Raw genomic sequence first — 24760 nt, 5'->3', positions numbered from 1 at the left:
CGCAGCAGATTCCTTCTGGATGCAGGCACGCTTGCCTTGGATCAAGCAACGCCTTGCCGATCGGCTAGAATGGCGCCTTCATTTTCACCGAGCCCGTCATGACGCCCATTCAACACCACGCCCAACTCGACTGGGATGACCAGGGTCGCCCGCGTTCCCGGGTGTTTAACGATGTGTATTTCTCCGACCAGTCGGGCCTGGAAGAAACCCGCTACGTGTTCTTGCAGCAGAACAACCTGGCCGAGCGTTTCGCCGCGCTGACCGAGGGTGGGCGGCTGGTCATCGGTGAGACCGGGTTTGGCACCGGGTTGAATTTCCTCTGCGCCTGGCAGTTGTTCGAGCGATGCGCGTCGGCGGGGGCGCGGCTGCATTTTGTCAGTGTCGAGAAGTTTCCCCTGAGCCCCGAGGACCTGCGCCGGGCCCTGGCCTTGTGGCCCGAACTCAAGGTCCAGGCTGATCAGTTGCTTGGGCAGTACGTCGCGATTTACCAGGGGTTCCAGCGCATGACCCTGGCGAACGGGCGGGTGACCCTGACGCTGTTGATCGGCGATGCTCTGGAGCAATTGCCGCAGCTGGATGGACAGATCGACGCTTGGTTCCTCGACGGTTTCGCCCCGGCGAAAAACCCCGAAATGTGGAGCGCCGAGCTGTTCGCCGAACTGGCGCGACTCGCGGCGCCGGGGGCCACCCTCAGCACCTTTACCAGTACCGGTTGGGTGCGACGCCGGCTGAACGCGGCGGGCTTCAAGATGAAGCGCACGCCAGGCATCGGCCATAAATGGGAGATTCTTCGCGGCGTGTTCCTCGGTTGGCCGGAACTGGCCCCGCTGCTCGGCGCCAATCAAACCCTGGTACGCCCGCCCCGCCCCGCCTGTCGGCGAGCGTCGGGTCCTGGTGATCGGTGGCGGACTGGCCGGTTGCGCCAGCGCCGCCAGCCTCGCCGCCCGAGGCTGGCAGGTGACCTTGCTGGAGCGTCATGCCGGTCTGGCCGAGGAAGCGTCCGGCAATCCGCAAGGCGTGCTGTACCTCAAGCTGTCGGCCCATGGCACCGCGCTGTCACAGATGATCCTCAGCGGGTTCGGCTACACACGGCGCTTGCTCGAACAGCTGCAACGAGGCCTCGACTGGGACGGCTGCGGTGTCCTGCAACTGGCCTTCGACGCCAAGGAAGCCGAGCGTCAGGCGCGCTTGGCCGAGGCGTTTCCGGCAAGTCTCTTGAAGGTCCTCGATCGCGACGAGGCCGAGGCGAAATCGAGCATCGGCTTGCCCAGCGGCGGCTTGTTTTACCCCGAAGGCGGTTGGGTGCACCCGCCAGCGCTGTGTCGCTGGCAAGCCTCGAACCCGGCGATCGCGTTGCAGCCACACCATGAAGTGCTGGAACTGCGCCGTGTCGACGGCCAATGGCAGGCCTGGGATGGCGCGCGTTGCGTGGCCTGCGCACCCGTCGCAATCCTCGCCAGCGCCGCTGAGATCAAACGCTTCGAGCCCACCGCCGAGCTGCCCCTCAAGCGTATTCGCGGACAGATCACCCGCCTGCCGCAAACCGCCCACAGCCAAAGCCTGGCGACGGTGGTCTGCGCCGAGGGCTATGTGGCCCCGCCACGCATGGGCGAACATACGTTGGGCGCCAGTTTTGATTTTCACAACGACGACCTGACCCCCACCGCCGCCGAGCATGCCGGCAACCTGCAGATGCTCGAAGAGATTTCCGTAGACCTGGTGGATCGGCTCAACGCTCGAGTCCTGGATCCAGCGCAACTGGAAGGCCGAGCGGCGTTTCGCTGCACCAGCCCGGACTACCTGCCGATCGTCGGACCGCTGGCCGATCACCCGGCCTTTATCGAAGCGTATTCGGCCCTGGCCAAGGACGCCCGCCAAGTACCTGATACGCCGTGCCCCTGGCTTGACGGCCTGTACGTCAACAGCGGCCACGGTTCCCGAGGCCTGATCACCGCGCCGCTGTCCGGCGAACTGATCGCCGCCTGGCTGGAGAACGAACCGCTGCCCCTGCCGCGAAGCGTCGCCGAGGCGTGTCATCCGAACCGGTTCGCGTTGCGGGCGGTGATTCGGGGCAAGGCTTGAACATAGTGTTTTCCTTGTGGGAGCGGGCTTGCTCGCGAAGCGGTGGATCAGTCATCCAAGACGTTGACTGATGAGACGCCTTCGCGAGCAAGCCCGCTCCCACAGGTTCTGCATCACCTCGAATAAATCAATCCTGCTCAATCCCCACCCGTCGGCTTATAACGCATCGATATAAAACTCACAGGCATCCCACCGGTCAGTTCCTGAGTACCCGCCCTTTCGGCGTGTATGGCTTGACCCCTCCCCAACGGAAAAACCGGTAAGGACTTATGTGCGGATTAGCTGGTGAGTTACGTTTCGATCAACAACCTGCGGACCTTGCGGCCGTAGAGCGCATCACCCATCACTTGGCCCCTCGCGGCCCCGACGCGTGGGGTTTCCATAGCCAGGGGCCCATTGCCCTCGGCCATCGACGCCTGAAGATCATGGACCTGTCCGACGGCTCGGCCCAGCCGATGATCGACAATCACTTGGGCCTGTCCCTGGCGTTCAACGGCGCGATCTACAACTACCCGGAACTGCGGGCCGAACTCGAAGGCCTGGGGTACGCCTTTTATTCCGGCGGTGATACCGAAGTGCTGCTCAAGGGTTATCACGCTTGGGGCGAAGCGCTATTGCCCAAGCTCAACGGCATGTTCGCCTTCGCCATTTGGGAGCGCGACGCCAAGCGCCTGTTCATTGCCCGCGACCGTCTCGGTGTGAAACCGCTGTACCTGTCACGCACCGGCCAGCGCCTGCGCTTTGCCTCGGCGTTGCCAGCCTTGCTCAAGGGCGGCGACATCAATCCGGTGCTCGACCCGGTCGCCCTCAATCACTACCTGAATTTCCATGCCGTGGTCCCCGCACCGCGCACCTTGCTGGCCGGCATAGAAAAACTGCCCCCGGCCACCTGGATGCGCATCGAGGCGGACGGCAGCACCGAGCAGAAAACCTGGTGGACGCTGCCCTACGGTCCCCGGCCCGATGAGCAGGATCTCAACCTGGAAGACTGGATCGAACGCGTGCTGGACAGCACCCGCGAAGCGGTCGCCATTCGCCAACGTGCCGCCGTCGATGTCGGCGTGCTGCTGTCGGGCGGTGTGGATTCGAGCATGCTCGTGGGGCTGTTGCGTGAGGTCGGTGTTGACGACCTGTCGACGTTCTCCATCGGCTTCCAGGACAGCCGGCGGCGAGCGCGGCGACGAGTTCCAGTATTCGGACCTGATCGCCAAGCACTACGGCACGCGCCATCACCAATTGCGCATCGACGAGAAAGAAATCATCGAACAGTTGCCCGCGGCGTTCCGCGCCATGAGCGAACCGATGGTGAGTCACGACTGCATCGCCTTCTACCTGCTGTCGCGGGAAGTGGCCAAGCATTGCAAAGTGGTGCAAAGCGGCCAGGGTGCCGACGAGCTGTTCGCCGGTTATCACTGGTACCCGCAGGTCGACGGGGCGAGCGATCCGTATGCGGCCTATCGCGCGGCCTTCTTCGACCGCAGCTACGAAGAATATGCCGCCACCGTGCAGCCCAAATGGCTCACCGCCAACGACGCCGCCGGAGACTTCGTCAAGGAACACTTTGCCCAACCGGGCGCCGATGCCGCAGTCGACAAGGCCTTGCGCCTGGACAGCACGGTGATGCTGGTGGACGACCCGGTCAAGCGCGTCGACAACATGACCATGGCCTGGGGCCTGGAAGCGCGCACACCGTTCCTCGACTACCGGCTGGTGGAGCTTTCCGCCCGGGTACCGGCGAAATTCAAGCTGCCCGACGGCGGCAAGCACGTGCTCAAGGAAGCCGCCCGCCGGGTGATCCCGAGCGAAGTCATCGACCGCAAGAAAGGCTATTTCCCGGTGCCGGGCCTCAAGCATCTTGAAGGCAACACCCTCGCCTGGGTCCGTGAACTGCTGCTGGATCCGAGCCAGGATCGCGGCCTGTTCAACCCGAGCATGCTCGATCGCCTGCTGACCGACCCCAACGGCCAACTGACACCGTTGCGTGGTTCGCGGCTGTGGCAATTGGCGGCGCTGAACCTGTGGCTCAGCGAGCAAGGAATCTGATCGATGAAACCCCATACGAACCTTCATAACCAACGACTCTTGCGCGGCCAGCCGCCGTCCTACGAACGCTTGCAGGCGCGGCTGGCCGAAGACGGCAGCGAACTGGGCGCCGATCCGATCGCGGTGCATTGCGGTTGGGGCCGGCTGTTGATCGGCCATACGTTTCCCGACCCGGCGAGCCTGGCCCGAGAGCTGCTCAACGAACAACCCGGCGAGCGTGATATCGCCCTGTACGTCGCCGCGCCCCAGCAGGTCTTGGGCCTGGAGCCGACGCAGCTATTCCTCGACCCCTCCGACACCTTGCGCCTGTGGTTCAGCGATTACCGGCAATCCACGAGGGTGTTTCGCGGCTTTCGGATTCGTCGCGCCCAGAGCGACAGCGATTGGCAGGCCATCAATCAGCTTTACCAGGCTCGCGGCATGCTGCCCATCGACCCGGAGCGATTGACACCACGGCACCAGGGCGGGCCGGTGTACTGGCTGGCCGAGGACGACGATACCGGTGCGGTGATCGGCAGCGTGATGGGTCTCAATCATCAGAAAGCCTTCAACGATCCGGAAAACGGCAGCAGCCTCTGGTGCCTGGCGGTGGATCCGCACTGTCCACGTCCCGGCGTAGGCGAAGTGCTGGTGCGCCACCTCATCGAACATTTCATGAGCCGTGGCTTGAGCTACCTCGACCTGTCGGTGCTGCACGACAATCGCCTGGCGAAAAACCTCTACGCCAAGCTCGGTTTCCGTAACCTGTCGACGTTTGCGATCAAGCGCAAGAACGGCATCAACCAACCGCTGTTCCTCGGTCCCGGCCCCGAGGCGCAATTCAATCCCTATGCCCGCATCATCGTCGAAGAGGCGCACCGACGCGGCATCGAAGTGCAGGTGGATGACGCCGAAGCGGGGCTGTTCACCTTGGTGCATGGCAGCCGCCGGGTTCGTTGTCGCGAATCCCTGAGCGACCTGACCAGCGCGATCAGCATGACGCTCTGCCAGGACAAGAGCCAGACGCACAAGGTATTGAAAAACGCTGGCCTCAACCTTCCGGCACAGCAGCTGGCGGGCAACGCCGATGACAACCTGGCGTTTCTCGATGAGCACGAGCGCGTGGTGGTCAAGCCTCTGGATGGGGAACAGGGCCAAGGCGTTGCGGTGGATCTACGCACGATCGAGGAAGTCCAGGCCGCCATCGAAGCCGCCAAGCGCTTTGACAGTCGCGTGCTGCTGGAAAGCTTCCACGAAGGGTTGGACCTGCGCATCCTGGTGATCGGTTTTGAAGTGGTCGCGGCTGCGATCCGTCGTCCGGCGGAAGTGATCGGCGATGGCCAGCACAGCATCGGCGCGCTGATCGAAGCCCAGAGCCGGCGGCGGCAGGCGGCGACGGGCGGCGAGAGCAAGATCCCCATGGACGCCGAGACCGAGCGTACCTTGCGCGCCGCCGGCCATGACTACGACAGCGTACTGCCGGCGGGCGAACATCTCTTCGTGCGACGCACGGCGAACCTCCATACCGGCGGCGTCCTGGAAGACGTGACCGCCATCCTTCATCCGACCCTGGCCGATGCCGCGGTGCGCGCTGCACGAGCGCTGGACATTCCCATGGTCGGCCTGGACCTGCTGGTCCCGGCGGCCGATCAACCGGATTACGTGTTCATCGAAGCCAACGAGCGCGCCGGCCTGGCCAACCACGAACCGCAGCCCACCGCCGAGCGTTTTGTGGATTTGTTGTTTCCCCATAGCCAGGCGGTGACCTGAGACCTTTGTGGCGAGGGAGCTTGCTCCCACCGGGCCTGTAGGAGCTGCCGAGCGAAGCGAGACTGCGATCTTTCCAGTGACACTCGAATCCCAAGCGAAAAGATCAAAAGATCGTCCGAACGCGGCCCGAGGCTTCGCCAGCTCCTACAGGCCCAGCGCGAGCTTGCTTCCTTGCCACGGGATCCGTCATTCCAATATTCCGCGAGGAGTTTCCATGATCAGTAAAATTCCCGAGCCGGACCTCGAATACCTGCAAAAAGTCCTGTTGGAAATGCTCGCCATTCCCAGCCCGACCGGCTTCACCGACACCATCGTGCGCTATGTCGCCGAGCGGCTCGAAGAGCTGGGCATCCCTTTCGAAATGACCCGGCGCGGCACGATCCGCGCCACCCTCAAGGGCCGCAAAAGCAGCCCTGACCGGGCGGTTTCGGCGCATCTGGACACCATCGGCGCCTCGGTACGGGCCATCAAGGACAACGGCCGCCTGACGCTCGCCCCGGTGGGTTGCTGGTCGAGCCGGTTTGCCGAGGGCAGCCGGGTCAGCCTGTTTACCGACACCGGCGTGATTCGCGGCAGCGTCCTGCCGTTGATGGCATCCGGTCATGCCTTCAACACCGCCGTGGATGAGATGCCCATCAGTTGGGACCACATCGAACTGCGCCTGGACGCCTACTGCACCACCCGCGCCGATTGCGAAACATTGGGCGTGGGCGTTGGCGACTACGTGGCCTTCGATCCCTTGCCGGAGTTCACCGAAAGCGGCCACATCAGCGCCCGTCACCTGGATGACAAGGCCGGGGTCGCCGCGCTGCTGGCGGCGCTCAAGGCCATCGTCGACAGTGGTGAAGAGCTGCTGATCGACTGCCACCCGCTGTTCACCATCACCGAGGAAACCGGCAGCGGCGCGGCGGCTGCGCTGCCCTGGGACGTCAGCGAATTTGTCGGGATCGACATCGCCCCGGTCGCCCCCGGCCAACACTCCAATGAACACGCAGTGAGCGTGGCGATGCAGGATTCCGGTGGTCCGTATGACTATCACCTGTCACGGCACTTGCTGAAGCTCGCCAAGGAAAACGAACTGCCGGTGCGCCGCGACCTGTTTCGCTACTACTTCAGCGACGCCCATTCGGCGATCACCGCCGGCCACGATATCCGTACCGCCCTGCTCGCCTTCGGTTGCGACGCGACCCACGGCTACGAACGCACCCACATCGACAGCCTGGCCGCGCTGAGTCGCCTGCTCGGCGCCTACATTCTCAGCCCACCGGTATTCGCCAGCGACGCACAACCGGCCCAAGGGTCCCTGGACCGATTCAGTCACCAGATCGAACACGATGCGCAGATGGAAAGCGATACCCGGGTGCCGTCGGTGGACAGCTTGATCGGGCAGCGTTCGGATAGTTGACTGGCGGAAACGCTGCTGCCGGGTGTGAACGCGCAACTGTGGGAGCGGGCTTGCTCGCGAAAGCGGCGGTACATTCAGCAATTGTCCTGACTGTTCCATCACCATCGCGAGCAAGCCCGCTCCCACACGGATGTGCCAGGGCAGCCAACCCCGGGCTAGCCGCCACAGCCCATCCGCCGTAGCATCCGCCCAATTGTCTAGCGGAGCCCTGTCATGCTGATCCCACACGAGCAACTCGAAGTCGATACCCTCACCCGCCTGATCGAGGATTTCGTTACCCGCGACGGAACTGACAACGGTGATGATACCCCGTTGGAAACCCGCGTCCTGCGAGTCAGGCAAGCCCTGGCCAAAGGCCAGGCCTTGATTGTCTTCGATCCCGAGAGCGAACAGTGCCAGTTGATGCTCAAGCACGATGTGCCCAAGCATCTATTCGATTGAACACCCCTTGCGCGCGGCACGCGCCTTTTTCTTCTGGATCTTCTCGTAGATTTCGAACCGGTGGACATCGACGTGCCGTGGCGCTTCCACGCCGAAACGCACGGTACTCCCACTGACCGATAACACGCGGACAGAAATGTCATCGCCGATGGAAATCAGTTCACCAATGGTGCGGCTTAATACGAGCATGGTTATGTTCCTTAAGAAGGTCTGGACCTCGACCATGCCCGGCCAATTTTCCATGCACAAGATACCGGCGATAAATCAGTAATCCCCTACAAACAGGGACCCCAACGCCTGAAGGAAATGTCCTGCAAAAACCCGTTTTCGACCTGATTCATGGCCCCGTGAGTCGCGGGCCGAACAGAATCACTCCCGCCCCCAACACGCAAAGGGCCACGCCAATCCAGTCGGAACCCAACGGTCGCACACGCTCCACCACCGCCAACCAGCCGATCGAGGCGACGATGTAGATCCCGCCATAGGCGGCATAGGCACGACCGGCGTAAGTGGCTTCGATACGGGTCAACAACACGGCGAACAGTGTGAGACTGAGCAGTGTCGGCGCGATCCACCAGGCGCTCTTGCCCTGGCGCAACCACATCCAGAAGGCGTAGCAACCCGCGATCTCGAAGAGTGCGGCGAGAAAGAACCAAAGGTAATTGAACATGGGGGGTGGTCCATCAGGAAGGCACGAGGGCGCCATCCTGATGGATGCCGGGAACGCGGGTCAACCCAGGTTCTGGCGGGCCTTGGCGCGCATTTTGTCAGCCATGGCGGTCATTTCGTCGTAGAGCGACTGTGGGTTCTTCTGCTTCATGGCCCAAGCAGCCCGCCCCTGTTCGTGGGGCAGGATCATGAACTGCCCTTCGGCGACCTGCAGGTAGATGTAATCGGCGATCTCAGCAGCCGTGATGGGCGAGCTTTCCAGCAATTTCCCGACCTGGGCCTTCATGGCCGGGGTCGGCCCGCGGAAAGAATCCAGCAAATTGGTCTGGAAGAATGACGGGCAGACCACGTGCACGCCGATTTCCTGCTGGGCCAGCTCAACCAACAGGCTTTCCGACAAGGCCACGACGCCGGCCTTGGCCACGTTGTAGTTGCTCATGGCGGGGCCTTGCATCAGCGCCGCCATGGAGGCGATGTTGATGATCTTGCCGCGACTTTTTTCCAGCAGCGGCAAGAACGCCTTGCAGCCCTTGACCACGCCCATCAGGTTGATTGCGATCTGCCAGTCCCAATCCTCCAGGGACAGTTCGCTGAAGAACCCGCCCGACGCCACGCTCGGCGTTGTTGACGATAACGTCGATGCCGCCGAGCTTTTCCTCGCAGGCCTGGGCGAATGCCGTGAGTTGGCTGTAGTCACGGACATCGCAGCGTTGGACGAACCCGTCGCCGCCCGCTTCGCGCACCTGCCTGAGGGTTTCCTGGAGACCTGGCTCACTGACGTCCGACAAGGCCAGGCGCCAGCCTTCGCGGGCCCAGCGCAGCGCGATTTCGCGGCCCAGGCCTGAGCCGGCACCGGTGATCATCATGCGATTTTGCATAGGGAAACAGCCTTGTTGTTCCGGGAGAGATAGGCCGAGTGTAGCGAAGCCCCCCGCCCGACCCACGCTCCATCAGATTGCTGAATGGCGAGGGCAAACCATGGGAGGTCTTGAAGTCATGTCCTGGCGTGAGTCGCGACACCACGGCAATGCGCTATATCGAACGACAAAAAACTTTGAATTTTTTACAGGACGTTACGGTCGGACTTTATAAGCCGCCCGGATTTAACGCATGCGCGCTGGCAGTTGAAAGTTTTAATCACTGATGAACTGACCAATAAGGAAATCAACAATGGGCACTATTCTTATCATCATCCTGATCCTCCTGCTGATCGGTGGCCTGCCGGTCTTCCCGCACTCCAGAAGTTGGGGTTACGGCCCGTCCGGTATCATCGGCGTAGTCTTGGTGGTGCTGTTGATCCTGCTGTTACTTGGGAAGATATAAATCCCAAGCGCAAAAAAAGAGGCCTTCAAGGCCTCTTTTTTTATTCACTGGACTATCAGTCCGGCTTGCCGTCAACAACGCCGGCGGTGTTATCCAACAGGCTCTTGGTCGCGGTTTGCAAGAACGATTCAAGTTGGGTTTTCATCTCGCCAGTCTCCGGAGCATCCGGGATGATCTCTGCGTGTGGGTTGGCGCCCAGTTCATAGCGAAACATCTTCGGTGCCATTGCCTTTTCCTCTGGCAATACCAGGATCTTGTCGTCGTGGATCAGCGCGGTGGTCTGGTCGCTGCCCGACGGCTTGATCACGCCAAATCCGCTGTCGCCTGGCGGCAGGTTCAACAAGTCGCGGCCCCAGCATTGGTTACGCACTTCTCCGCCGAGCCGGCCCATGATGGTCGGGACGATATCGACTTGGGTGCCAACGGTGTGATTGCGCTGGCCAAATTTCTCCTGGACGCCTGGCCCGATCAGCAGCATCGGCACGTTGAAACGGCCCAGGTCCATCTCGGTGATCTGGCGCTCGTTGCCAAAGCCATGGTCGCCGACCACCACAAACAGGGTTTCCTTGAAATAAGGCTCCTTGCGCGCCTTCTCGAAGAACTGGCCCAGCGCCCAGTCGGAGTAACGCATGGCGGTCAAGTGTTCGTTCAGGCGCCCACGGTCAGTGACCGGTTCCACCGGCAACGGCGTCGGCAGTGCGTAGGGCGTGTGGTTGGACAGGGTTTGCAGCAAGGCATAGAACGGCTTGCCGTTTTCCCGGGCCTTGAGCTCGATCAGGCCACGGTCGAACATGTCCTGGTCGGAGACGCCCCAGGTCGGATCGGAGAACACCGGGTTGACGAAGTCGTTACGGCCGATGAACGTGGTCATGCCCTGGCTGCTGAAGAAGCCTGACTGGTTGTCCCAGGCAAAATCGCCGTTGTAGACATACACGTCGTCGTAATCGCGAGCGCTGAGCAATTGCGGCAGGCCCGACAGCTTGTGGCTGCCTTCCGGCGTCTGCATCAGGTATTCGAAACCTGGCAGGTTCGGGAAGCACGCCATGGTGGCGAACATGCCCTGGTGGGTGTGGGTGCCGTTGGAGAAGAAACGGTCGAACAGCAGGCCTTCCTTGGACAACTTGTCGAGGTAAGGCGTGATGTTGCCCGGCGCGCCCAAGGCGCCCACCGAGTGGCCGGCCATGCTTTCCATCAGGATCACGACCACGTTCTTGATCGGCAGCGTCTTGTCGGCCGGCGGCGTGTAGTCGCGGCGCACCGCGGCGGTCTCGGTGTCGACGAGTTTATCGTCGGGCAGCACCAGCATGTTGCGCACGGTCTGCTGCGCCAGCGGCTGCTCAAGGGTGGCTTTCCAGATGTTGTCACGGTCTTCGGACATCCGGCTCTTGGCCGCAGCCACCAGGGACAACGTTCCGTTGAGGCCCAACTGGTTGGCGAAATTCGAATCGGTGGTATAGACGTCGCCCCAACGCAGTGGAGGGCCTTGGCGCAGGGTGCCGCGAGCAGCGGCCACGGCCACCAGCAGGCAGACCATGAATACCGCGACACGGCCGTACCATGGAGCGATCTGGCGCGTGCCAATGCTGCCGCCGCTGAAAGGTCCACGCGGACGCGTGGCCCGGTCGGCGCCCTTAAATGCCAAGCTCAGGATGATAGTGCCGCCAGCCCAGGCCAGCAGATAGCGCACCACCGGGAAGCCGTACCAGAGCATGCTCATCACGGTTTTCGGGTCTTCCTTGACGTATTGGAAGACCAGGCCGTTGAGGCGTTGGTGGAACTCGCGATAGAAATCCATCTCCATCAAGCCCAGGAACAGCGCGATGCTGGAGGTGACGGTCAGCCAGAAACGAAAGAACCCACGTGCCGCCATGGCCCGCGCACTGAACAACGCCAGCAACAACGGAATGCAGAGATAGACGACCAGCCGAAGATCGAAACGCAGGCCGTTGACAAACGCTTCCACGAAGGTCGAGGCCGGCGTGTCGAGGATCATCTCGCGGTTGTAGACCAGCAACGCCACGCGCAGCAGGCTGAACATGATCATCATCACCAGGGCACAGAGCAGCGTGTAGGCCAGGTGCGATTTGACGGTCGGTTGCAGCAGGCGATGCGTGGTGCGCTGCTGACTCAGGGCGTCCGGGATTGCCATGTCGTTTGAGGACCTATTGAAGTGGGGTCAAAAGTAGGAATTACAGCGCGCCCTCTGTCGAGCCATTCAAGGCCGGGGCTTGCGCGAAAGCGCAGATCTTGCACGAACGGTCATGGCATTGCCATTAAATAACCGGGCAATAAAAGCGCGGAGGATTGTCCGCAAGGTTTTGTGAAAATTTCGTTCAATGAATGTTTCGCAACACAAAAGTGCCCACTCACCAGAGCCGAACACCGTTGTGGCGAGGGGATTTATCCCCGCTGGGCTGCGCAGCAGCCCCATGGATTTACCTGACACACCCAATTGCTTGAATGTTTGTTGGGGCCGCTGCGCGGCCCGGCGGGGATAAATCCCCTCGCCACAAAAGCATCTTGCGACAACTTTCAGGATTTCAGTCGTTGCTCGGCTTGTTGATCGCCTGCAAAACATACTGCGGCATGGCGAACGCGCCGATGTGAATCTCGGGGTTGTAGTAGCGCGTAACAATGCCGCTGCCGATAAACCGCTCGCGCAGGGTTTCACGGGACAGTTTGCGGTAGGCCGTGTCGGTCGAACCCCAGGCGAAGGTCATGGCGCCGCCGATGTAGGTCGGCACGGCGGCCTGGTAGAAATGCCAATCGGCGAACAGGCCACGCAGGCGCCCGGCGGTGGTCTGGACTTCGCCCAGTTGCATGAACGGCGTGCCGTTCTGGGTCACCAGGATCCCGCCCTCGTTCAGGCAACGGCGGCAGGCCTGGTAGAAGTTTTCCGAAAACAGCACCTCGCCCGGACCGATCGGGTCGGTGGAGTCGGAAATAATGACGTCGAATTTTTCCTCGGTGGTGGCGACGAAACGCATGCCGTCGTCGATCACCAGGTTCAGGCGCGGGTCGTCATAGGCACCCTTGGAGTGGTTGGGCAGGAACTCCTTGCACATGTCCACCACGGTGCCGTCGATTTCGACCATGGTGATGTGCTCGATGCCCGCATGCTTGGTCACTTCCCGCAGCATGCCGCCGTCGCCGCCACCGATGATCAATACACGCTTGGCCGCGCCATGGGCGAGGATGGGAACGTGAGTCAGCATCTCGTGATAGATGTATTCGTCGGCTTCGGTGGTCTGGATCACCCCATCCAAGGCCATGACCCGGCCCATGCGCGGGTTCTCGAAGATCACCAGGTGCTGGTGTTCGGTGCGCACTTCGTGCAGCAGCTTATCCATGCGAAAACGCTGGCCATAGCCTTCGTAGAGGGTTTCCAGGTAATCGCCGGTCGGGGTGGTCGTCATGGTCAAGTGCTCCAATCAATACGCGGTGGGCCAATGAGGCTCGCAAAGGCGCGCATTCTACGACGCTGGGGATGACAGGTCGAACCTTGAAGGCCTCCTAGCCCAACCATATGACGAGAGAGCTGATTTCAGAAAATCATGCGAGCCTTTGTGGCGAGGGGATTTATCCCCGTTGGGCTGTGTAGCAGCCCCAAAACAACCAGCTTGTTGTATATGGCTCACCGAAGCGTCGGTTTTCAGGGCTGCTTCACCCCCAGCGGGGATAAATCCCCTCGCCACAAAGCCACCTCACCCGGCTTTAGTGAAATTTCTGCCCCAGCCCTGCTGGCACGCCTTCGATGGTGGTGTCTTCCCACGGCCCGTTCGGGCTGACGGCGCGGCTCCAGCCGTTGTTCCAGCGGTAGTAGGTGCGTTGGCGGTAGAACGTATTGGTCTGGTTATCCAGCACATAGACCCCGAGCTTGGCATCCCAGTGGCTGTTGCCGCCCGGCGGCGGGGCGAAACTGGCGGAGGTGCGCGGCAGCGGCTTCGTCGGTTTGTTCGGCGTCACCGGTTTACCTGGCGCGGTCGAAGGGATGGGCTTGGTGGTCGGTGTCGAGGGCGGGATGGGTGGCAACGGCGCCGAAGGTTCGGTCGGGCGCTGGACCGCACAAGCGCTCAGGCCCAGGACGAGCGTGAGCAGGGTGATACGAGCGATGGCGGTCATGGGGCGTGTTCCTGTCATTGGTCCGGAGTGTCGATGGTCAATTGTTGCAGCGCGCTGGTGCTGCTCGCCAAGGGCTGGCTGCGACCGATCCACTCACCGGCGGTTGGCTGGCCGGCTCGGGAGATGCGCGCCACCAGTTGGACTTCCGGGAAGTTCGACAGTTTCAGTTGCGGCATCATTGCGTCCGCGTCCCCCAGCTCGACGCTGGCCGGCAGGTCGGCGACAGTCAGGCGCTTGGCTGCCAGCGGTGCCGCAGCGGGCCGGAAACGGCGCGGGCAAAAATGAACACGCTGTCGCCCGGTTGCACCTTGGCCTTGAGTGCCGGAGCCAGGTCGACACGAACCTTGAGCAGCGCAGCGGTCTTGGCTGCCGGCGCCTGGGCGACCTTGCCCCCACTGGCCTGGAGCTTCTCGGTGGCGCGGGCGATACCACCTTGCAACGCTTCACGGGATTTATCGCCTTCAGGCAATTGCGCCAGCAGGCGTCCCCAGTAATCGATCGCGTCCTGATAGCGCTCGCCTTCGAACGCAGCGATGCCCAACAGCCCCAGGCTGGTGACTTCCTTCGGATCGAGCTTCAGCGCCTCGTCGGTCAATGCCTGGACCTTGTCCGACCATTTCTTGCCATCAGCGAAGTATTGCGCCTGGGCCCATTGCCCCAGCAGCTCCGGTTGGCGACCCGCGACCGCCACGGTGCGTTCGAAGATTTTCGCCGCGTCCGCCGGCCGGTCCTGGGCCATGTAGGTCCGGCCAAGGAAATACAGGCCCTCGGCAGAGTCCGGCTGCGCCGCCACCGCACGCTCCAGGCGCAAGGTCATCTCTTCCATCGACTGTGGCGCTTGGGCGAATTCACGGGTCAGCTCAACTTTGTCGCTGGCACCGAAATGCAGGTACAACGCCAGGCCCAGCACCGGCACCAGCACGGCGGCGAGCAGCGGCAACGGCTTGCCCAGGCGCGATTCACGTGGCGCATCGGCACCCTCGGTGTCCGCCAGCAGTTCACGGGCGGCCTCGGCGCGACCGGTGTCCAGTTGGGCCGCATTGAGCACGCCCTCCTCCCGCTCGGCCTGCAATTCGGCAACCCGCTCTTGATACAGCGCCACGTTCAGCGCGGTGCGGTCTTCTTCCAATTGGGCACGACGGCCACGCAACACGGGGATCAACAGGAAACTCAGGGCAACCAGGAGAAGCAGCCCTGCGGCGAGCCAGAAATCAATCATGCTTGGTTTTATCCAACAGTTGGTCGAGGCGCTGGCGCTCTTCGACAGAAAGCGTGTCCGGGGTGGCACTGCGCTGTACCCGGCGGCGGCGCACAATCACCGCAATCACCACGAAACCACCCAGCAGCAGCCCGGCGGGGCCGAACCAGAGTAGCGCGGTCTTGGAGGACAGGGCCGGGTTGTAACGCACGAACTCACCGTAGCGATCCACCATGAAATCGATGATCTGCTGGTTGTCCTTGCCCTCGCCGAGCATGCGGAAGATTTCCTTGCGCAAGTCCGCCGCGATCGGCGCGTTGGAGTCGGCGATGTCCTGGTTCTGGCACTTGGGGCAGCGCAGTTCCTTGGTCAGGTCGCGAAACCGCTCGCGCTCGGCGTCGTTGGCGAATTCATAAGTATCGATGGCGGCGTGGGCCACGCCCGCCAGGCTCAAGCCGAGGACGGCAGCGGCTAACCAACGCTTCATGGCTTGGCCTCATCCACCAGGGACTGGTACTTGGCGGCCAGTTTCTCGCGCCAGACCTGCTCGTCGATCACACCGACGAACTTGTCGCGAATGATGCCCTTGGCGTCGATGAAGAACGTCTCCGGCGCACCGTATACACCCAGGTTCAGGCCCAAGGTGCCTTCTTCGTCGCGGATGTCCAACTGATACGGGTTGTGGAACTCGGCCAGCCACTTCAAGGCGTCGGCATTGACGTCCTTGTAGTTGACGCCGTAGATCACCACGCCGTTCTGCGCGAGCTTGTTCAGCACCGGATGCTCGACCCGGCAGGAAATGCACCAGGTGCCCCATACGTTGACCAAGGCCGGCTTGCCCAGCAGGTCGGCACGGGTCAGGGTCTTGTCACCTTGCACCGACGGCAGGGAGAACTCAGGGAACGGCTTGCCGATCATCGCCGAAGGCAGCTCCGACGGGTTCAGGAACAGCCCCCGATAAAGGAACACCGCAACGAGCAGGAACAGCGCCAGCGGCACTACCATCAACCAACGTTTCATGCAGTGGCTCCTGTTGCACCCAGGGCTTCACGCACCCGGGCCTTCACTTTGACGCGATAACGCCGATCCAGCGCCGCCAGAACTCCGCCCAGCCCGGTGAGCAGGCCGCCGAACCAGATCCAGCGCACGAACGGCTTGACGTGGACCCGCACCGCCCAGGCGCCGTCGCCCAGGGATTCGCCCAGCGCCACATACAGGTCACGGGTGAAGCCGGCGTCAATGCCAGCTTCGGTCATCACCGAGTTCTGCACGGTATAGAGGCGTTTCTCCGGATGCAGCACGGTGATTTCCTCACCTTTGCGAAGGACTCGCACGGTGCCTTTGTCCGAGGTGAAGTTAGGGCCTTCGAAATGCTTGGCGCCCTCGAAGACGAACTGGTAGCCGCCCAGGTCCATGGACTCGCCCGGCGCCAGGCGCAGGTCACGCTCGGCACTGTTCTGGCTGGACAGCACCACGCCCAGGGCGCAAACGGCGATGCCCAGGTGAGCGAGCTGCATGCCCCAATAACTGCGCGTCAGGGTTGGCAGGCCCTTGATCAGGCCTTTATGGCGGGTCTTGTCGAAGATGTCTCGAACGCCGGCCAGCAACACCCAGGCCGCCAGCACGAAGGTCGCCAGCACCGCCCAGTTGAAGTCGCCGTAGGCGATGCCAGCCACCACGGCCAGGGCAGCCGTGCCCAACAGCACCGGCGTGAGCATGCCCATCAGCCATTTGACCGGCGTGTCCTTCCAGCGCACCAGTACACCAACCGCCATCACCGCCATCAGGATCGCCATCAGCGGAATGAACAGGGCGTTGAAGTACGGTGGGCCGACCGACAGCTTGGCGCCGGACAGCGCGTCGAGCACCAACGGATACAAGGTGCCCAGCAGGATCATCGACGCGGCCACCACCAGCACCAGGTTGTTGCCCAGCAGCAGGGTTTCCCGGGACCAGAGGTTGAAGCCGACCTGGCTCTTGACCACGGGCGCACGCAGGGCGAACAGCGTCAGCGAACCGCCGACCACGAACAACAGGAACATCAGGATGAACACGCCACGCTCGGGGTCGGAGGCAAAGGCATGCACCGAGGTCAATACGCCGGAGCGCACCAGGAACGTCCCCAGCAGGCTGAGGGAGAACGCTGCGATAGCCAGCAACACCGTCCAGCTCTTGAACACGCCGCGTTTTTCCGTGACCGCCAGTGAGTGAATCAGCGCCGTGCCGACGAGCCATGGCATGAAGGAAGCGTTTTCCACCGGGTCCCAGAACCACCAGCCGCCCCAGCCGAGTTCGTAATAGGCCCACCACGAACCGAGGGTGATGCCGATGCCGAGAAAGGCCCAGGCGACGATGGTCCAAGGGCGCGACCAGCGTGCCCACGCGGCGTCGAGGCGACCACCGAGCAACGCGGCAATGGCAAAGGCGAACGCCACGGAAAAGCCGACGTAGCCCATGTAGAGCATCGGCGGATGGACGATCAGGCCGATGTCCTGCAGGAGCGGGTTAAGGTCTCGGCCATCCATCGGCACTTGCGGCAGGATCCGCTCGAAGGGGTTGGACGTGACGATCAGGAACAGCAGGAAACCGGTGCTGATCAGGCCCATCACCGCCAATACCCGGGCCAGCATCACCTGGGGCAACTGCCGGGAGAACACCGACACCGCGAAGGTCCAGCCGGCGAGGATCAATGCCCAGAGCAGCAGCGAACCTTCGTGGGCGCCCCACACCGCGCTGAACTTGTAGTACCAGGGCAAGGCGCTGTTGGAGTTGCTGGCGACGTATTCCACGGAAAAATCGTCAGTCATGAAGGCGTAGGTCAGGCAGCCGAAGGCGAACAGCATGAACGCGAACTGCCCCCATGCCGCTGGCTGGGCCAGGCTCATCCACAGGCGATCGCCACGCCAGGCACCGAGCAACGGCACCACGGCCTGGACCAGGGAAAAACACAGCGCCAGGATCATGGCCAGATGGCCCAGCTCGGGGATAAAAATGCCGGTGGTCATCGATCAACCCTCCTTAACGGGCGCGGGCGCCGACTGGCCGCTGTCTTTCAAGGCCTTGGTCACTTCCGGCGGCATGTATTTCTCGTCGTGCTTGGCCAGCACTTCATCGGCCACCACCACGCCGTCGGCGTTGAGCTTGCCCAGGGCAACGATGCCCTGCCCTTCGCGGAACAGGTCCGGGAGGATGCCGCGATAGGTGATGGTCACGGTCTTGTTGAAGTCGGTGACGTTGAACGTTACGTCCAGCGAATCGCCGGAGCGCACCAGCGAGCCCTTTTCCACCATGCCGCCCGCGCGAATGCGTGTGTCCTTCGGCGCTTCGCCATTGGCGATCTGCGTCGGGGTGTAGAACAGGTTGATGTTCTGCTGCAGGGCACTGAGGGCCAGGCCGACCGCGGCGCCGACGCCGACCAGGATCGCCAGGATGATGACAAGACGTTTTTTGCGCAGCGGATTCACTGACCGTTCTCCCGGCGCAGACGACGCGCCTCTTGTTGCAGATACCGCTTGCGGGCCAGGATCGGCGCCGCCACGTTGAGGGCCAGCACCGCCAGGCAAATGCCGTAGGCCGACCAGACATACAGGCCGTGATGGCCCATGGCGAGGAAATCGCCGAATGACGCAAAACTCATCGAGCGGTCTCCAGGCTGTTCTGTACTTCAGCTTTCACCCAACTGGCCCGGGACTCGCGCTTGAGCACTTCCAGGCGCATGCGCAGCAGCAACACCGCGCCGAAGAAGCAGTAGAAACCCAGCGCGGTCAGCAGCAGCGGCAGCCACATCTCCACCGGCATCGCCGGTTTCTCAGTCAGGGTGAACGTCGCGCCCTGGTGCAGGGTGTTCCACCACTCCACCGAATACTTGATGATCGGGATATTGATGACCCCGACAATCGCCAGCACCGCGCAGGCCTTGGCGGCGCTGTCACGATTGCTGATGGCGTTGCCCAGCGCAATAAGACCGAAGTACAGGAACAGCAGGATCAGCATCGACGTCAGTCGCGCATCCCAGACCCACCACGAACCCCAGGTCGGCTTGCCCCAGATGGCCCCGGTGACCAGTGCCACGGCGGTCATCCAGGCGCCGATGGGCGCGGCGCATTGCAGGGCCACGTCGGCCAGTTTCATTTTCCACACCAGCCCGACCACACCGCAGACCGCCAGCATCACGTAGATCGACTGGGCCAGCATCGCCGTCGGAACATGGATATAGATGATGCGGAAGCTGTTGCCTTGCTGGTAGTCCGGCGGTGCGAAGGCCAGGCCCCAGACCACGCCGATGCCGATCAGCAACAGGGCGGCGACGCTCAACCAGGGCAGCATCCTGCCGCTGATGCCGTAGAACCACTTGGGTGAGCCGAGCTTGTGAAACCAGGTCCAGTTCATTGCTGTTTCCATCACGGTTGCGGCTCGCATCGCGAACCGCCGGGTCGGCCTTTACCTTCCTAGGAAGTGGTCAATTCTTGACCAGGCCTCGTTATTATTCGCCGACGCTGATCTTCAGGCCAGCGGCTATTGCAAAGGGTGTCAGGGTTATCGCCAGGGCGGTCAGGCTCCCAAGCCACAGCAGATACCCGGTCGCCGGCATGCCTTGCAGTGCGGCTTGCAAAGCGCCGCTGCCAAGGATCAAGACCGGTATGTACAACGGCAGGATCAGCAAGGCCAGCAACAAGCCACCACGCTTGAGCCCGACCGTCAGCGCCGCGCCCACCGCGCCGAGCAGGCTCAGCACCGGTGTGCCCAACAACAGCGAAAACAACAGCACCGGCATGCAGGCGGCGGGCAAACCCAGCATCATCGCCAGCAACGGCGAGAGCAGCACCAGCGCCAGCCCGGAAAAAACCCAGTGTGCCAGTACCTTGGCCAAAACCAGAAGGGCCAGGGGGTGCGACGAAAGGACCCACTGTTCCAGGGAACCGTCTTCGAAATCACTGCGGAAAAGCCCGTCCAGCGAGAGCAGCACCGACAAAAGCGCCGCCACCCAGACCAGTCCCGGCGACAAGGTTTGCAACAATTGAGTCTCCGGGCCGACCGCCAGCGGAAACAACGCGATCACGATGGCGAAGAACACCAACGGGTTGGCCAGTTCGGCCGGACGACGGAACAATAGGCGCGCTTCACGGGCAAGCAACAGGCCAAAGACACTCATACCGCCCAGTTCCCCAGGTCAATGCTGCGATAACCGGAGGGCATCCGGGCCAAGGTGTGATGGGTGGTCAGCAGCACCATGCCGCCGTTCTCGCAGTGCCGGGCGAGGTGTTCTTCAAGCTGCGCCACGCCTTGCTTGTCCAGTGCGGTGAACGGCTCGTCGAGGATCCACAGCGGCGGGCTGTCCAGATACAACCGCGCCAGGGCCACGCGGCGCTGCTGGCCAGCCGACAAGGTGTGGCTCGGCACGTCCTCGAAACCTTTCAATCCTACCGCCGCCAACGCCTGCCAGATCGCCTCGCGCTCGGCCGGACGATGCAGCGCGCAGAGCCAACTGAGGTTTTCTTCGGGGGTCAGCAGATCCTTGATGCCGGCGGCATGGCCGATCCACAACAGATTGCGCGCCAGCTCGCTGCGCTGGCTATGCAACGGTTGGCCGTTGAGCAGGATCTCGCCGGCAGTGGGCTGCATCAACCCGGCCAGCAGGCGCAGCAGACTGGTCTTGCCACTGCCGTTGGGGCCACTGATCTGCACCATATCGCCACGCGAGAGTCTCAATTCGAGATTTTCGAAGAGCAGCCGCAAGTCTCGCTCACAGGCGAGGCCGACGGTTTGCAGGAGAGGACTGGTCAAGGGATCGCGGGCCTTATACGGTTCAAGTCGGCCATGCAGCGGCCGTTAAAGTAGTGCAGCATAGATGCATTGATGGCCTGTTCCACAGAGCTGCGTCAAACAATTGCAAGGTTTTTGCCACTCTCCGGAAGGCGGGCGGCATTATACATGTGAAGCCCCCTCTGGGCTGATTCCAAGGTAAGACCGCTAATGACAGGCGACATGAACATCCCGCCACTGCCCCAGGTCACGGCAACGACGCGAATGCCCGCGGTGACGGGCGAATTGCTCAAGTTGCTGGCACCCGCCGAAGGGCTGATCGGCCCTGGCCAGACGGCCCAGGCCGAGGTGCTGTCGCTCAAGCAGGCGGACCAGGCGTTTCAGTTGCTGCTCAAGGTCACGCTGGAAAGCGGTCGCCAAGCCACCGTACAGGCCACCAGCACCCAGCCATTGCTCCAGGGCACCAGCCTGGCCGTGACCCAGCCGTCCGCCAGCAACCTGGCGATCACCGTGCAGCAGGCCCTCGCCTCCAGTGTCGCCACCCTCACCCGAATCGACACCACGCAGTTGCCCGTGGGCACCTTGTTGCAAGGCAAGGTGCTGACCAGCCAGGCCTTGCCGCAACTGCCGGGGCAACCGGCGGTGTATCGCTCGCTGGTGAGCCTGCTCAACACCGCCCAGGCCGGCAGTACCCTGGACATTGACAGTCCACAGCCGCTGCGGATCGGCATGCTGTTGAGTGCGCAAGTGCAAGACGCGCAGACATTGAAATTCGTGCCCTTGAGCAATCGCCAGGAACAACTGGCGGTGAGCCAGCAACTGGTGACGCAGGTAAGCCGCCAGGGTTCGCTGGACAGCTTGCTCGCCGCCCTGCAGAACCTTCCCGCCAGTGACGAAACCGGCCCCGAGCTGCGCGCCGCCGTGACGCGCCTATTGGCCGGTCTTCCGGATGTACAACAACTGAGCACCCCCAAGGGACTGGCCCAAGCGATGATCGCCAGCGGCGCGTTCCTTGAAAGCAAACTCCTGGCCGGACAGCCGCCAAGCCTGGCGCCGGACCTCAAGGGAGACCTGCTGAAACTGATCGCCCAGTTGACACCCGCCCTGCCCGCCTCCACCAACCTCTCTGCCATCATCGCCGCCAACACACTGGCCCAGGCCCTGCCCAGCTTTGTCCGCAGCGCCCTGGGGATGCTCGGCCAAGTCAGCGCCAAGCCACAACCCACCAGTTTTCCATTGCCCTCGCGGCTGTTGAAGGGACAAGACGAAGAAGGCGACCTGGAGCACCTGCTGCGCCTGGCAGCCGCCGCCGTTTCACGCCTGCAAAGCCATCAATTGTCGAGCCTGGAGCAAACCGGGCTGACCGATGACGGTCGGCTGATGAGTACGTGGCAATTGGAAATTCCGATGCGCAACCTGCAGGACATCGTGCCGCTGCAGGTCAAGTTCCAGCGTGAGGAAACCGCCGCCCGGGAACAACCGGACGAACGCCGCGAACAACCCGAGCCGAAACAGCAACTGTGGCGGGTCGAATTGGCATTCGACATGGAACCGCTGGGGCCGCTGCAGATTCAGGCCCAGTTGCTCAGTGGCAGCCTGTCCAGCCAGTTGTGGGCAGAACGGCCGTACACCGCCAGCCTGATCGAACGGAACCTGACCGCATTGCGTGAACGCCTGGTGACGTGCGGGTTGAACGTCGGCGACCTCGATTGCCACCTCGGCACCCCGCCCCAGGGCCCCAAGACTCGGCTGGAACAACGCTGGGTGGACGAAACCGCATGAACACAGAACCCCGCCAGGCCATCGCCCTCAAGTACGACGGCCACCACGCCCCGACACTCACCGCCAAGGGCGACGAAGCCCTGGCCGAGGAAATCCTGCGCATCGCCCGGGAAAGCGAAGTACCTATTTATGAGAATGCCGAGTTGGTGAAACTGCTGGCGCGCATAGAGCTGGGGGACAGCATCCCGGAAGAGTTGTACCGCACGATTGCCGAGATCATCGCGTTTGCGTGGAACCTGAAGGGCAAGTTCCCCCAGGGCTTTGACCCGCATGCGCAGAGTGTGGAGAAAGATGTGACGGAACGTGGGGATGATTACTAGTCGCTGAAGGCACTATCCCGTGGCGAGGGAGCTTGCTCCCGCTCGGCTGCGCAGCAGTCGTAAAAAGCCCGGGGTCGCTGCGCAACCCAGCGGGAGCAAGCTCCCTCGCCACAGGTGGCTTGGCTGGGATGATTGATGTACCCGCCAGAAAAACCTGTGGGAGCGAGCCTGCTCGCGAAGGCGGTCGCACATTCAACACATGGGTTGACTGTCACACCGCTATCGCGAGCAGGCTCGCACACATAAGTTTCGGGCGAAGGCGATCAACCGCCCTTGTGCAACTTGCTCATCAATTCCGCCTCGGCCTGGGCGAAGGACAGGCTGGAGGGGCGCGCTGTTCCAACTGGGCGAATTTATCCGGCAACGGCGCGACCACGGCACGCAGCTCATGGAGCGCTTCGCCCATGCGCACGGTGCCGTTCTGGTAATAGTCGACGCGCTTGGCCAGGTCCTTGATGCACTGGTCGCGCAGCGCATCGCCCATAACACCCGTTGAGCCAGGATGAAGAATGAGAACGCCGCCCGCAGACGATGCTCATCATCCCGGCGCATCGACTGCCAGGTAACCTTCATAGATCAGGCGAATGGATTGCCAGTCGTCTTCGCTGAAGGCGACACCGCCCATCAGACGCTCCGCCATCCGGTCGAAGGCAGTCACATCAACCCATAACTGGTCGGTGTCGACGTTGCAGAAACAGGCATTCATCGGTGATGAAAAAAGATTGTGGGTCACCACATACTCGTCCCCTTCACCGATCGCACAAGCATATCCCTTAAGGGACATCAGGCCCGTCACGGTTTGCTCCAGCAGGGACTCGCTGACTGAGCAAATACCGGCCTCGATGCAAATGACATCAGAAACCACAGCGGGCGCCAAAAGTACTGCATCGCGCAAATCGCAGCTATCTCCAAAATACGCCTCGTACAACTGCGCCAGCAGCGATGAGTCGTAACACTCGGAAAACAGCTTGGGTGTAATGGTCCCATGCATGCGGGCGCCAGCTTCGATCATCACAGGACCGTTCTCGCCCATGATCAACTCCATATGCACTGCACCATAAGTGACATCCAGCGCTCTAGCGGCACGCTTGGCATAATCGCTTAAGGCTTTGCTGACTGGCGCATCAAGCGGCAGCATGAAGGTAAATTTCTTCACGAAGTCGCACCCGGCAATGTCCAGTTCATCAGTGCGGATATAACGACAAACCGATGAAATAACGTAGCTACCTGCACAGGCCACCAGATCGACAACGTACTCCGGCCCTTGGATCATTGGCTGTAACAGAAAATGGTCGTTGACCGTCCAAGTCGCAGAAAACATATCCCAAGAAGCGTTTTCCAGTGCCTGTTGCAGCTCATCAGGACTGTTGCAACGCTGCACACCTTCGCCGTCGGCAGACGACCGAGGCTTAAGAATACAAGGATAGTGTTCCCACTGGGACATCGCTGGCTGAACACCTTCTCGCCCGTTGATGACGGCGGTGGGAATAAATGCCAGATCCGCCTCCGCCAACGAGCGTTGCATCTGGTCTTTGTGCCGACGTCTGCATGATGTGGCCGGGTCATTGCCCGGCAATGAATACCTGGCGGCGAGTTTTTCCGCTAGAAAGACACCATTCTCACTTCCTGGCAAAACAGCATCGAACAAGCCACTCTCCACAAGAGGCAATTGATCTTCGCAGGTAAAAATGCCTTTATACAACTCAGTCTGAAATTCACCTTTCTTCCTCGCACTGAGTTTCGGGATCCGTGCCACTTTATCGAGTTCAATTATCGCAAAACAATCCACTCCTCGATCTTTCAAATAACGCACCAGAATATTGGCATTTGAAACGGGATTGACAATTAAACATGACGGCATTT

The 24760-nt window shown here is 61.9% G+C and carries 20 protein-coding genes and 5 pseudogenes; 8 read left to right on the top strand and 17 right to left on the bottom strand.

The window, feature by feature from the left end; translation table 11 throughout:
• Positions 1–98: 98 nt before the first annotated feature.
• The 5 genes and pseudogenes from mnmC to AB4N42_RS11725 all read left to right on the top strand — a co-directional run bounded on the left by mnmC (position 99) and on the right by AB4N42_RS11725 (position 7720).
• Positions 99–2082: pseudogene (gene mnmC, locus AB4N42_RS11745) on the top strand (bifunctional tRNA (5-methylaminomethyl-2-thiouridine)(34)-methyltransferase MnmD/FAD-dependent 5-carboxymethylaminomethyl-2-thiouridine(34) oxidoreductase MnmC).
• 269 nt (positions 2083–2351) lie between these two features.
• Positions 2352–4125: pseudogene (locus AB4N42_RS11740) on the top strand (N-acetylglutaminylglutamine amidotransferase).
• 3 nt (positions 4126–4128) lie between these two features.
• A complete protein-coding gene (gene ngg, locus AB4N42_RS11735; protein WP_030141041.1) occupies positions 4129–5874 on the top strand; it encodes an N-acetylglutaminylglutamine synthetase in 1746 nt (581 codons plus the stop codon).
• A gap of 214 nt (positions 5875–6088) precedes the next feature.
• A complete protein-coding gene (locus tag AB4N42_RS11730) occupies positions 6089–7279 on the top strand; it encodes an osmoprotectant NAGGN system M42 family peptidase (RefSeq protein WP_030141042.1) in 1191 nt (396 codons plus the stop codon).
• Positions 7280–7492: 213 nt separating this feature from the next.
• Positions 7493–7720, top strand: coding sequence for a YheU family protein (locus AB4N42_RS11725; RefSeq protein ID WP_030141043.1), 228 nt, complete (start codon positions 7493–7495; stop codon positions 7718–7720).
• On the opposite strand, the gene csrA is transcribed toward AB4N42_RS11725, so the two are convergent.
• The 3 genes and pseudogenes from csrA to AB4N42_RS11710 form a co-directional block, all read right to left on the bottom strand.
• Entirely contained in the window at positions 7709–7909 is a 201-nt protein-coding gene (gene csrA / locus AB4N42_RS11720) for a carbon storage regulator CsrA (protein WP_198797737.1), read from the bottom strand. The genes AB4N42_RS11725 and csrA overlap by 12 nt on opposite strands.
• A gap of 148 nt (positions 7910–8057) precedes the next feature.
• On the bottom strand, positions 8058–8390 hold the full coding sequence (locus tag AB4N42_RS11715) for a YnfA family protein (RefSeq protein WP_460116220.1): 333 nt from the start codon (positions 8388–8390) through the stop codon (positions 8058–8060).
• A gap of 60 nt (positions 8391–8450) precedes the next feature.
• Positions 8451–9267: pseudogene (locus AB4N42_RS11710) on the bottom strand (SDR family oxidoreductase).
• 292 nt (positions 9268–9559) lie between these two features.
• On the opposite strand from AB4N42_RS11710, the gene AB4N42_RS11705 reads away from it, so the two are divergent.
• Positions 9560–9712, top strand: coding sequence for a DUF3309 family protein (locus tag AB4N42_RS11705; RefSeq protein WP_018606531.1), 153 nt, complete (start codon positions 9560–9562; stop codon positions 9710–9712).
• Between the two features lie 55 nt (positions 9713–9767).
• On the opposite strand, the gene AB4N42_RS11700 is transcribed toward AB4N42_RS11705, so the two are convergent.
• The 12 genes and pseudogenes from AB4N42_RS11700 to ccmA all read right to left on the bottom strand — a co-directional run bounded on the left by AB4N42_RS11700 (position 9768) and on the right by ccmA (position 20816).
• Complete coding sequence (locus AB4N42_RS11700; RefSeq protein ID WP_323155827.1) at positions 9768–11861, bottom strand: LTA synthase family protein; 2094 nt, start codon at positions 11859–11861, stop codon at positions 9768–9770.
• 391 nt (positions 11862–12252) lie between these two features.
• The gene (gene speE / locus AB4N42_RS11695) at positions 12253–13128 is read right to left on the bottom strand and encodes a polyamine aminopropyltransferase (protein ID WP_030141047.1); all 876 of its coding nucleotides are present in this window, start codon (positions 13126–13128) and stop codon (positions 12253–12255) included.
• A gap of 298 nt (positions 13129–13426) precedes the next feature.
• The gene (locus tag AB4N42_RS11690; protein WP_198797734.1) at positions 13427–13834 is read right to left on the bottom strand and encodes a hypothetical protein; all 408 of its coding nucleotides are present in this window, start codon (positions 13832–13834) and stop codon (positions 13427–13429) included.
• Positions 13835–13848: 14 nt separating this feature from the next.
• A pseudogene (ccmI, locus tag AB4N42_RS11685) lies at positions 13849–15053 on the bottom strand (c-type cytochrome biogenesis protein CcmI).
• Entirely contained in the window at positions 15046–15519 is a 474-nt protein-coding gene (locus AB4N42_RS11680) for a cytochrome c-type biogenesis protein (protein WP_030141050.1), read from the bottom strand. The pseudogene ccmI and the gene AB4N42_RS11680 overlap by 8 nt, the downstream one beginning before the upstream one ends.
• Positions 15516–16052, bottom strand: a complete 537-nt coding sequence (locus AB4N42_RS11675) for a DsbE family thiol:disulfide interchange protein (RefSeq protein ID WP_030141051.1) — start codon at positions 16050–16052, stop codon at positions 15516–15518. The genes AB4N42_RS11680 and AB4N42_RS11675 overlap by 4 nt, the downstream gene beginning before the upstream one ends.
• A complete protein-coding gene (locus tag AB4N42_RS11670; protein ID WP_460116219.1) occupies positions 16049–18037 on the bottom strand; it encodes a heme lyase CcmF/NrfE family subunit in 1989 nt (662 codons plus the stop codon). Before AB4N42_RS11670 ends, AB4N42_RS11675 begins: the two co-directional genes overlap by 4 nt.
• 3 nt (positions 18038–18040) lie before the next feature.
• A complete protein-coding gene (gene ccmE / locus AB4N42_RS11665) occupies positions 18041–18496 on the bottom strand; it encodes a cytochrome c maturation protein CcmE (RefSeq protein WP_407683445.1) in 456 nt (151 codons plus the stop codon).
• Positions 18493–18669: a heme exporter protein CcmD gene (ccmD, locus tag AB4N42_RS11660; RefSeq protein WP_007939192.1), complete on the bottom strand. Its 177-nt coding sequence runs from the start codon at positions 18667–18669 to the stop codon at positions 18493–18495. Before ccmD ends, ccmE begins: the two co-directional genes overlap by 4 nt.
• Positions 18666–19421, bottom strand: coding sequence for a heme ABC transporter permease (locus AB4N42_RS11655; protein ID WP_460116218.1), 756 nt, complete (start codon positions 19419–19421; stop codon positions 18666–18668). Before AB4N42_RS11655 ends, ccmD begins: the two co-directional genes overlap by 4 nt.
• A gap of 94 nt (positions 19422–19515) precedes the next feature.
• Positions 19516–20184: a heme exporter protein CcmB gene (gene ccmB / locus AB4N42_RS11650; protein ID WP_030141055.1), complete on the bottom strand. Its 669-nt coding sequence runs from the start codon at positions 20182–20184 to the stop codon at positions 19516–19518.
• Complete coding sequence (ccmA, locus tag AB4N42_RS11645) at positions 20181–20816, bottom strand: cytochrome c biogenesis heme-transporting ATPase CcmA (protein WP_198797732.1); 636 nt, start codon at positions 20814–20816, stop codon at positions 20181–20183. The genes ccmB and ccmA overlap by 4 nt, the downstream gene beginning before the upstream one ends.
• A gap of 189 nt (positions 20817–21005) precedes the next feature.
• Between ccmA and fliK the strand changes: the two genes are divergently transcribed.
• Together fliK and AB4N42_RS11635 are read left to right on the top strand one after the other, a co-directional pair.
• Entirely contained in the window at positions 21006–22577 is a 1572-nt protein-coding gene (gene fliK, locus AB4N42_RS11640) for a flagellar hook-length control protein FliK (protein ID WP_460116217.1), read from the top strand.
• Positions 22574–22897, top strand: a complete 324-nt coding sequence (locus tag AB4N42_RS11635; RefSeq protein WP_460116216.1) for an EscU/YscU/HrcU family type III secretion system export apparatus switch protein — start codon at positions 22574–22576, stop codon at positions 22895–22897. Before fliK ends, AB4N42_RS11635 begins: the two co-directional genes overlap by 4 nt.
• 263 nt (positions 22898–23160) lie before the next feature.
• Here AB4N42_RS11635 and AB4N42_RS11630 read toward each other — a convergent pair.
• Positions 23161–23378, bottom strand: a pseudogene (locus tag AB4N42_RS11630) (DUF2802 domain-containing protein); the annotation flags it as partial.
• Positions 23379–23435: 57 nt separating this feature from the next.
• Positions 23436–24758, bottom strand: a complete 1323-nt coding sequence (locus AB4N42_RS11625) for an ATP-grasp domain-containing protein (protein ID WP_460116215.1) — start codon at positions 24756–24758, stop codon at positions 23436–23438.
• Positions 24759–24760: the final 2 nt, after the last annotated feature.

The sequence above is a fragment of the Pseudomonas sp. H2_D02 genome (assembly GCF_054677635.1).
This window is presented reverse-complemented; position numbering and strand designations above follow the sequence as displayed.